The sequence below is a fragment of the Streptomyces sp. NPDC057307 genome, from assembly GCF_042667665.1.
Taxonomy (GTDB): Bacteria; Actinomycetota; Actinomycetes; order Streptomycetales; family Streptomycetaceae; genus Streptomyces.
In genome coordinates this window covers 1-8,982 of the sequence record NZ_JBHUZM010000218.1, presented here as the reverse complement: position 1 = coordinate 8,982, position 8,982 = coordinate 1, and the positions used below count along the sequence as shown (strand labels likewise).

Sequence of the window (8,982 nt, the reverse complement as noted above, 5' to 3'; positions counted from 1 at the left end):
GTCGGCGGCGCACCAGAACCGCCGGCCGGGCGGACCCGCACCACGTCCGACGTCCTAGGACGTCCCAGGTACCGAAGAAAGGGGCACGCGGGGTGCTGCGACTTGTCGCACGACGACTGCTCCAGCTGATACCCACCCTGCTCGGTCTGTCGATTCTGCTCTTCCTGTGGCTGAACCGGCTGCCCGGAGGACCCGCCTCGGCGATCCTGGGCGAGCGGGCGACCGAGTCCGAAGTGGCCAGGATCAACCGGGCGTTGGGGCTCGACGAGCCGATCTGGATCCAGTACTGGCGGTTCATCAAACGGATCTTCCAACTGGACCTCGGCACCTCCACACAGACCGGCCGGCCGGTGTGGGAGGAATTCACCCTGCGCTTCCCGGCGACCGTCGAACTCAGCGTCGCCGCCATGCTCATCGCGATCGTGGTCGGCATCCCGCTCGGCTACTTCGCCGCCCGGCGCCGCGGCAGCTGGCTCGACGTGACCGCCGTGTCCGGCTCGCTGCTCGGCATCTGCATCCCCGTCTTCTTCCTCGCGCTGCTCCTCAAGGGCCTCTTCGCCGTCAACCTCGGGCTCTTCCCGAGCTACGGCCGGCTCTCGACCGGCATCGACGCGACGAAGGTCACCGGATTCGCCGTCCTGGACGGCCTGTTGACCGGTGAGTTCGACGCGTCGTGGGACGCGATCACCCATCTGGTGCTGCCCGCGGTCGCGCTCGCCTCCATCCCGCTCGCCGTCATCGTGCGGATGACCCGGGCCAGCGTGCTCGAAGTGCTGGGCGAGGACTACGTGCGTACGGCGGAGTCCAAGGGCCTGGACAAGCGCGTCGTACGCGCCCGGCACGTCCTGCGCAACGCGCTGCTGCCGGTGATCACCGCCGTGGGCCTGCTGACCGGCAGCCTGCTGTCCGGCGCCGTCCTCACCGAGTCGGTCTTCACCTTCGGCGGGATCGGGTCCTTCATCCGTACGTCGATCGACGCCCGCGACTATCCCGTGCTCGTCGGCTTCATCCTCTTCATCGCGCTGGTGTACGTGCTGATCAATCTGCTGGTCGACGTGGCGTACAGCCTCATCGACCCGAGAGTGCGGGTGCACTGACGTGAACGCCATCCCTGACGTCACTCCGAACACGTCGAAGAAGGCCGACAAGATCGACCGGCTCGCGCAGCTCATGGAGCGCACCGAGACCACCTCGGGCGCCGGGCTGTGGCGCGAGGCGTTCCGGCGGCTGCGCACCAGCAAGACGGCGATCATCGGCGGCGTCGTCATCGGCCTGTTCGTGCTGGTCGCGATCGTCGGCCCGTGGCTCGCCCCGTACAGCCCCACGGCGCAGGACTGGCGCGGCGAGGTCTTCCCCAACCAGGGGCGCTTCGTCGGACCGCGCGGCGAGAACTGGTTCGGACTCGACCACCTCGGACGCGACGAGTTCTCCCGGATGCTCGTCGGCGCCCGGCAGACGCTGCTCGTGGGTGTCGTGTCGATGCTCATCGGTCTGGTGGCCGGCGCGGTCATCGGCGCCGTGTCGGGCGCGGCGGCCACGCTCGGCGGAGAGCCGGGCAAGCGCGTGGACACCGTCATCATGCGCGTCACCGACATCATGCTGGCGCTGCCCTCGCTGCTGCTGGCCGTGTCGGTCGCGGCCGTGCTCGGCCAGTCGCTGACCACCGTGATGATCGCGGTGGGTGTGGTCCAAGTGCCCGTTTTCGCAAGGCTGTTGCGCGGTTCGATGCTCGCGCAGGGCAGCTCGGACTACGTACTGGCCGCCAAGGCGGTGGGCATCCGCAAGCGCCGTATCGTCCTCACCCAGATCATGCCCAACTCGCTCAGCCCGGTCATCGTCCAGGCGACGCTCAGCCTCGCCACCGCGATCATCGAGGCCGCCGCGCTGTCCTACCTGGGCCTCGGCAATCCGGACCCGGCGATCCCGGAGTGGGGCGTGATGCTGTCGCAGGCACAGCGCTTCTTCGACAACGCGCCGATGATGTCGGTCTATCCGGCGGTCGGGATCATCGTCACCGCTCTCGGCTTCACGCTGCTCGGCGAGGCGATGCGGGAAGCTCTCGATCCGAAGCTGCGAGGCTGAAGTCCCATGTCACTACTGTCGGTTGACGCACTGTCGGTCACCTTCGCCGGGCACGGTACGGGGCGGGGAAAGAGCGCCGCGCGCGACACGAAGGCCGTCGACGGCGTCACCTTCGACGTCGCCGAGGGCCAAGTCGTCGGCCTGGTCGGCGAGTCGGGCTGCGGCAAGTCCGTGACCGCCCTCGCGCTGATGGGTCTGCTCCCGCGCAAGGGGGTGACGGTGGGCGGCCGCGCGGAGTTCGACGGCGCGGACCTGCTGACCATGGGCGAGAGGAAGATCCGCGACCTGCGCGGCAGCCAGCTCGCGATGATCTTCCAGGACCCGCTCTCCTCGCTGAACCCGGTCGTCCCCATCGGTATCCAGGTCACCGAGATCCTGAGCCGCCACCGCGGCCTGAAGGGCGAGGCGGCCCGCAAGGAGGCCGCGACGCTGCTCGACCGCGTCGGGATCCCGGACCCGGACCGGCGGCTGAAGGAGTACCCGCACCAGCTCTCCGGCGGAATGCGCCAGCGCGCGCTCATCGCCATGGCGGTCGCGTGCGCACCGCGCCTGCTGATCGCGGACGAGCCGACGACGGCGCTAGACGTCACCATCCAGGCCCAGATCCTCGAACTCCTCAAGGAACTGGTCGACCAGGAGGGCACGGCGCTCCTGATGATCACTCATGACCTGGGCGTCGTCGCCGGGTTGTGCGACCAGGTCAACGTCCTCTACGCGGGGCGGGCGGTGGAGACGGCGGGCCGCCGCGAACTGTTCGCGCACCCCACCCATCCGTACGCGCACGGTCTGCTCGGCTCCATCCCGCGCCTGGACGCACCGCGCGGCGAACCGCTCAGGCCGATCCGGGGGTCGATCAACGACAAGATCGCGTGGGCCGACGGCTGCGCGTTCGCGCCCCGGTGCGACTTCTACACGATGGAGTGCCTGACGGGTACGCCGGAACTCACCGAACCGCGCGCGCCGGGCCACCAGGTGCGCTGCGTCAACCCGGTCCTGCCGGCGGACGCCGCCGAACCTGTCGATCGGGTCGGACCGGCGGACGCCGTCGAACCAGTTGCTCCCGTTGCTCCCGTTGATTCAGTCGATCCGGTGGATCCGGCGGATCCGGTCGAACCCACGGCGGAGGTCCCCTCATGAGTCTGCTCGAACTGGACGGCGTCAAGGTCCACTTCCCCGTCAAGAAGGGCATCTTCTTCGACCGCACCGTCGGCCACGTCTACGCCGTCGACGGCGTCTCGCTGAAGGTCGAGGCGGGCCAGACGTACGGCCTGGTGGGGGAGTCGGGCTGTGGCAAGACCACCCTCGGCCGGGCCGTCCTGCGCCTCGTCGACATCACCGAGGGCGGGGTCGTCTTCGACGGTACGGATCTCGCGAAGCTGCCGGACGAGGAGATGCGGAAGATCCGGCACCGCCTCCAGATGGTCTTCCAGGACCCGCTGGGCAGCCTCAACCCCCGGCAGAACATCGAGTCCATCCTCTCCGAGGGCATGGCGGCGCACGGCATCGGCGCGGACCAGGAGGAGCGCCGGGAGCGGATCAAGAAGATCCTCGCGGAGGTCGGTCTGCCGACCAACGCGCTGTCCCGCTACCCGCACGAGTTCTCCGGCGGCCAGCGCCAGCGCATCGGCATCGCGCGCGCGCTCGTCCTCGAACCGGACGTGATCATCTGCGACGAGCCGGTCTCCGCGCTCGACGTCTCCATCCAGGCGCAGGTGATCAACCTCCTTGAGGAGCTTCAGGAGTCCAAGGGCCTGACATATCTCGTCATCGCCCACGACCTGGCCGTGGTCCGCCACATCTCGGACGTCATCGGGGTCATGTATCTGGGCTCGCTGGTGGAGGAGGCCCCGAGCGACGCGCTGTACGCCGAGCCGAGGCATCCGTACACGAAGGCGCTGATGTCGGCGGTGCCGGTACCCGACCCGGACGTCGAGGACCGCCGCGAACGCATCCTGCTCCACGGCGACCTCCCGTCCCCGGCGGCCCCCCCGACGGGGTGCCGCTTCCATACGCGCTGCCCCTGGAAGCAGGAGACACGCTGCGCGACGGAGCGGCCGGAGCTGACGGCGGTGGGGGACGGGCATCGGGTGGCGTGCCACTTCGCGGCGGAGATCGAGGCGGGGACGGTGGCACGGACGAGGTCGACGGGGATCGAGGCGGTGACGGAGACGGAGCCGGAGGCGCTGACGGAGGCCGTCTGAGGGCGGCCGCGGCTGGGGCGTCGGGCGGGGCTTCGGCCGGGTCCCGGGGCCCGGCCGTCCGTGAGCCGGTCCGTCCTGGCCGGGCTCAGCGGCGGCGTGCGAGACCGTCGAGCATCAGCTCGATGGTGAAGTCGAAGCGCTCGTGGTCGGTTCCCGCGGTGAGTTCGGCGGCGTAACGCTTGGTCTGCGGGAAGGTGTCGGGCAGGCCGGCGAACCGGCTCAGCAGTTCGTCCCGGCTGACGACCCACTCGTTGCCGGAGTGGCTGAGCAGGGAGATCTCAAGGGTGTACGCGTTGACGTAGAGCGTCAGGGAGTCGACGCCCCAGGCGGCGGTCTGCGGCGCGATGCCTCCGGCGAGCAGGATGGCGAGCATGCCTTCGCCGAGCCGCAGCGTGTCCTCGTTGGTGGGCGCGGCGGCGAGCGCGGCCCGGGAGATCCCGGGGTAGCGCAGATACTGGTCACGCATCCGGGTGTAGACGCCGGTGATCTGCTCACGCCACGCGGCGGGGTCCGGCTCGGGCAGCTCGATCTCGGCGCACAGACGGCCGATGAGCAGCTCGTCCAGATCGTCCTTGTTCACGACATGGGCGTACAGCGACGCCGGTCCGGTCTCCAGAGCGGCTGCCACCCGGCGCATGGTCAGGGCCTCGTAGCCCTCGCGCGCCACGATGTCGAGTGCCGCGTCGACGATGGCGTCCGCCGTGATCGGTTTCTTCCGCCGGCCTCGCGCCGGCGGCGTGCCCGCATCGGGAACAGGCTGATGGTGCCGCGCCGCGCGCCGTTGCTGAGGGGTCGGTGGCATGTCCCGAGCATAGCGGATGGACGAACCTCGTTCCATATGAGACGAACACTGTTCGCCCCGTCGGGATTCGCCGTTCCGCTGTTGAGTGGTGCTCTTGTCCGGGCCGGTCCGGACTGAGGTGGCCCCTCGTGCCCGGTGTAGAACTGTCGGGTGTTTCAGGAACTGTTCACCCCTTCCGTCCAGCACTCGCTCGACCTCGCCGGCATCTTCGTCTTCGCGATCTCCGGCGCCCTGCTCGCCGTCCGCAAGAACTTCGACGTCTTCGGCATGGCGGTGCTCGCCGAGGTCACCGGGCTCGGCGGCGGGCTGCTCCGGGACCTGATCATCGGAGCCGTACCGCCGGCGGCCTTCACGGACCTCGGTTACTTCACGATGCCGCTGGTCGCGACGGTCCTGGTCTTCTTCCTGCACCCGCATGTCGAGCGCATCCAGGGCGCGGTGAACGTCTTCGACGCGGCGGGGCTCGGGCTGTTCTGCGTGACGGGCACGGTCAAGGCGTACGAGTACGGGCTCGGCCTCACCGCGTCCGCCGCGCTCGGGCTCGCCACGGCCGCGGGCGGGGGTGTCCTGCGCGACGTACTCGCCAACGAGGTTCCCTCGCTGCTGCGTTGGGACCGAGACCTGTACGCGGTGCCCGCGATCGTCGGCGCGACGACGGTGGCGATCTGCATCCGGTTCGACGCGCTGAACGGACTGACGAGCGGGCTCGCGGCCCTCGCCGCGTTCGCGCTGCGACTGCTGGCCATGCGCTTCCACTGGCGGGCGCCGCGCGCGTACAACCGCCGCTCGACGGCGGCCGAGGAGTCTGGTTCGAATATGTAAGCTACCGCTTGGTAATGCGTTGTTGTAGCGTGCTGCTCATGGCACAGGCAGCGCCGATGGCACAGGCATCCATGGTGGACAGCGAGTTCGACCGCGACACCTCCGTCACCCTCCGTGAACCCGGCGTCTACGACGCACACCTCTCCGAGGGCTGGGCGATCCTCTCCGCCGTCAACGGCGGCTATCTGCTGGCGATCCTGGGCCGCGCCCTGCGCGACGCGCTGCCGCACCCCGATCCGTTCACGGTCACCGCGCACTACCTGACACCGTCGCAGCCCGGCCCGGCCGTCGTCCGTACGGAGGCGGTACGGACCGGCCGAACCCTCGCGACCGGCCAGGCGTCGCTCTTCCAGTACGAGGCCGACGGCACGGAGGTCGAACGCGTCCGGGTCCTCGCGGCGTACGGCGCACTGGACTCCCTCAGCGACGACGTCCGCACCTCGGCGAAGCCGCCCACGCTGCCGCCGCCCGAGCGGTGCCTCGGTACGGAGGACGGGCCGGCCGCCTTTCCGGACGACTCGGGCTTCGCACGGCGCGTGGTCATCAAGCTGGACCCGGAGACTGCGGGTTGGGCCGTCGGCGCCCCTTCCGGAAAGGGCGAGGTGCGCGGCTGGTTCTCCCTGGCCGACGGCCGCGAGCCGGACCCGCTCTCACTGCTGCTGACGGTGGACGCCTTCCCCCCGACCGCCTTCGACCTCGGCCTCATGGGCTGGACGCCGACGGTCGAACTGACCACGCACATCCGAAGCCGCCCGGCACCGGGACCACTGCGGGTCTTCGTCACCACGCGAAATCTGGCGGGCGGCTATCTGGAGGAGGACGTGGACGTCTGGGACACCACGGACCGCCTGGTCGCCCAGTCCCGCCAACTGGCAAGGGCCCCGAGGGCGGTCAGGGCGCCGGAGGGGCGGTAGGCGGGGCGGCTCTCGCCCCTCCTACCCTTCGGCGGACGCCCGTGCGCCCGTGCCGGGCCCGCGGTCCTGAGTCCGGGCCGGCGCCCGGCGGGCTCGGCCGCAGTGCGTGCCGCGGCGCCACCGCCCGTCGCACGGCCGGTGTCGCGCCCGGCGGCCCGCCCCCAGCCGGCCCGCGCGGTCCCGCCCTCGCCGCCGTGCGCGATCCTGGAGCGGTGAAGTCCGATCGGCTCCTTTCGATCCTGTTGCTCCTCCAGACCCGAGGGCTCGTCCCCGCCTCCGAGCTGGCCGAGCGCCTTGAGGTGTCCGTGCGGACCGTCTACCGCGACGTCGAGGCACTCTCGGCCGCCGGCATCCCCGTCTACGCCGAGCGCGGCAGACACGGTGGCATCGCGCTGCTGCCCGGCTTCCGTACCGACGTCACCGGTCTGACCGCCGACGAGTCCCGCGCGCTGTTCGTCCTCGCCGCGCAGGGCGCCCACTCCGCGCTCGGTCTCGACCAGGCGCTCGGCTCGGCGCTGCGCAAGGTGATGGCCGCGCTGCCCGCTCCGCACCGCCCCGCCGCCGAGCGGACCAGCCGCCGCATCATCGTCGACCCGGAGCGATGGATGCGCGCGGGGCGGCCCGCCGTCGACCTGGACGTGCTGAACACCGCGGTCTTCGCCGACCGCCGGCTGCGGCTCGGCTACCGGCACAGCGGTACCACCGAGCCTAGGACGTACACGGTCGATCCGTACGGTCTCGTCGTCAAGGCGGGCGTCTGGTACCTGGTCGCCGACCACCGCGGCGTACCCGGGCTCTACCGCGTCGACCGCGTGCGCGACGCGACCCTGACCGACGCGCCCGTACGCCGCCGCGACGGCGTGGAGCTGGGCGACGTCTGGGACCTGCTGCGCCGGAAGGTCGAACTGCGGCCGGCCGGTGTCGAGGTGACCGCCCGGGTCCGCGTCACCCGGCTCGACATGTTCCTCCGTATCCAGGCGGCCCAACTGACCGACGAGGAACCGGTCGTGGAGGCGTCGGGGGAGTGGGCCCGGCTGGCCCTCGTCTTCACCGAGCTACGAGCGGTCCGCGCCCTGCTCGCCTTCGGCGAGAACGTGGAGGTGCTCTCGCCGCCCGAGGCCCGCGACGTACTCGCCGGGGCCGCCGCCGCGGTCACGGAGCTGTACGGAGGAAGTCGCCCAGCGCCAGGGTGAGTTCGGCGGGCGCGTCCTCCTGCACGAGATGGCCCGCCCCCGCGATCAGCCGCAGCTCGGCACCGGGGATCAGCCCCGCCAGCTGCCGCCCCTTCTCCTGCGGGATCCAGGTGTCGTCCTCGCCCCAGCAGATCAGCACCGGCAGGTCCAACTCCCCGTACCGGCCCTCGATCTCGTCGGTGAAACGCTGGTCGTTCTGCGCGATCTGCCGGTAGAACGCGGCCCGCCCCGCCTCCGTGCCGCACCACGGCTCCACCAGCGCGTCCAGGACGTCCGCGCGCAGCCCGGGGTGGCTGGCCGAGCCGACGTACTCCCGCACGAGCGCGCGGTGCAGCGCGGGCGGCAACCGGTCGAAGACCTCGCCGTGTTCGCCGAGGAGCCGGTACGTGGGCGAGCCCCACGGCGCGAGGGCCACGGGATCCACGAGCGCCAGCCGTTCGTACCGCGCGCCGTGCAGCAGCGTCGCGCGCAGGGCGACGCATCCCCCGAAGTCGTGCGCGACGACGGCGGGCCGCTCCAGCCCCCAGTGCCCCAGCAGTTCGCCGAAGATCCGCGCCTGCGCGCCCAGCGACACGTCCTGATCCCGCCGCATCTCGGACGCCCCGAAGCCGGGCATGTCCCACACGTACACCCGATGCCGCTCCGCGAGCGCCCGCGCGGGGCCCCGCCACACGTACGACGAGAACGGAGTCCCGTGCAGCAGCACGACGGGCGCCCCGTCGACGGGCCCGAGAACACCCCACCGGACCTCACCGGAGGAGCTGTTGAACGTGTGGTCGAGAGTCCATCCATCCATGCCCACCAGGCTAGGCCCTGTCTTCAAAGTCCCGCCTGGCCTGCGACGCCTGGCACGGCACCTCGCCCCCGTAGGCCCTAGGGGGTGTCTTGTCGATCATTGGTCGAGCCAGATGAGGGTGCTGGCGAGGGTGATGGCGGCGAGGTAGCGGTCGGGGCGTTTGTCGTAGCGG

The 8,982-nt window shown here is 70.9% G+C and carries 9 protein-coding genes; 7 read left to right on the top strand and 2 right to left on the bottom strand.

Annotated features, from left to right (window positions below; all coding sequences use genetic code 11):
- Positions 1-92 precede the first annotated feature (92 nt).
- From ACFUN8_RS35985 to ACFUN8_RS35970, 4 genes are all read left to right on the top strand, one after another.
- Positions 93-1,097, top strand: a complete 1,005-nt coding sequence (locus tag ACFUN8_RS35985; RefSeq protein WP_383647271.1) for an ABC transporter permease — start codon at positions 93-95, stop codon at positions 1,095-1,097.
- A 73-nt stretch (positions 1,098-1,170) separates the two neighbouring features.
- Entirely contained in the window at positions 1,171-2,082 is a 912-nt protein-coding gene (locus tag ACFUN8_RS35980; RefSeq protein WP_383647274.1) for an ABC transporter permease, read from the top strand.
- 6 nt (positions 2,083-2,088) lie between these two features.
- A complete protein-coding gene (locus ACFUN8_RS35975) occupies positions 2,089-3,219 on the top strand; it encodes an ABC transporter ATP-binding protein (protein WP_383647269.1) in 1,131 nt (376 codons plus the stop codon).
- Entirely contained in the window at positions 3,216-4,283 is a 1,068-nt protein-coding gene (locus ACFUN8_RS35970; RefSeq protein ID WP_383647266.1) for an ABC transporter ATP-binding protein, read from the top strand. Before ACFUN8_RS35975 ends, ACFUN8_RS35970 begins: the two co-directional genes overlap by 4 nt.
- A gap of 85 nt (positions 4,284-4,368) precedes the next feature.
- Here ACFUN8_RS35970 and ACFUN8_RS35965 read toward each other — a convergent pair whose 3' ends face one another.
- The gene (locus ACFUN8_RS35965; protein WP_383647264.1) at positions 4,369-5,085 is read right to left on the bottom strand and encodes a TetR/AcrR family transcriptional regulator; all 717 of its coding nucleotides are present in this window, start codon (positions 5,083-5,085) and stop codon (positions 4,369-4,371) included.
- Positions 5,086-5,235: 150 nt separating this feature from the next.
- Between ACFUN8_RS35965 and ACFUN8_RS35960 the strand changes: the two genes are divergently transcribed.
- The 3 genes from ACFUN8_RS35960 to ACFUN8_RS35950 all read left to right on the top strand — a co-directional run bounded on the left by ACFUN8_RS35960 (position 5,236) and on the right by ACFUN8_RS35950 (position 8,014).
- Positions 5,236-5,907 (top strand): trimeric intracellular cation channel family protein, encoded by a 672-nt coding sequence (locus tag ACFUN8_RS35960; RefSeq protein ID WP_383647261.1) that lies wholly within the window; start codon positions 5,236-5,238, stop codon positions 5,905-5,907.
- 38 nt (positions 5,908-5,945) lie between these two features.
- On the top strand, positions 5,946-6,821 hold the full coding sequence (locus ACFUN8_RS35955; protein WP_383647258.1) for a thioesterase family protein: 876 nt from the start codon (positions 5,946-5,948) through the stop codon (positions 6,819-6,821).
- 212 nt (positions 6,822-7,033) lie between these two features.
- Positions 7,034-8,014, top strand: a complete 981-nt coding sequence (locus ACFUN8_RS35950) for a helix-turn-helix transcriptional regulator (protein ID WP_383647255.1) — start codon at positions 7,034-7,036, stop codon at positions 8,012-8,014.
- Here the strand turns inward: ACFUN8_RS35950 and ACFUN8_RS35945 are convergent.
- Positions 7,974-8,810, bottom strand: a complete 837-nt coding sequence (locus ACFUN8_RS35945) for an alpha/beta fold hydrolase (RefSeq protein ID WP_383647252.1) — start codon at positions 8,808-8,810, stop codon at positions 7,974-7,976. The two genes, ACFUN8_RS35950 and ACFUN8_RS35945, sit on opposite strands and share 41 nt — an antisense overlap.
- Positions 8,811-8,982 lie beyond the last annotated feature (172 nt).

What these genes read in the sequence shown, in the direction of transcription:
- ACFUN8_RS35965 (WP_383647264.1), bottom strand. Translation starts at nt 5,085, where the DNA reads ATGCCACCGACCCCTCAGCAACGGCGCGCGGCGCGGCACCATCAGCCT.
- ACFUN8_RS35980 (WP_383647274.1), top strand. Translation starts at nt 1,171, where the DNA reads ATGGAGCGCACCGAGACCACCTCGGGCGCCGGGCTGTGGCGCGAGGCG.
- ACFUN8_RS35975 (WP_383647269.1), top strand. Translation starts at nt 2,089, where the DNA reads ATGTCACTACTGTCGGTTGACGCACTGTCGGTCACCTTCGCCGGGCAC.
- ACFUN8_RS35945 (WP_383647252.1), bottom strand. Translation starts at nt 8,810, where the DNA reads ATGGATGGATGGACTCTCGACCACACGTTCAACAGCTCCTCCGGTGAG.
- ACFUN8_RS35955 (WP_383647258.1), top strand. Translation starts at nt 5,946, where the DNA reads ATGGCACAGGCAGCGCCGATGGCACAGGCATCCATGGTGGACAGCGAG.
- ACFUN8_RS35970 (WP_383647266.1), top strand. Translation starts at nt 3,216, where the DNA reads ATGAGTCTGCTCGAACTGGACGGCGTCAAGGTCCACTTCCCCGTCAAG.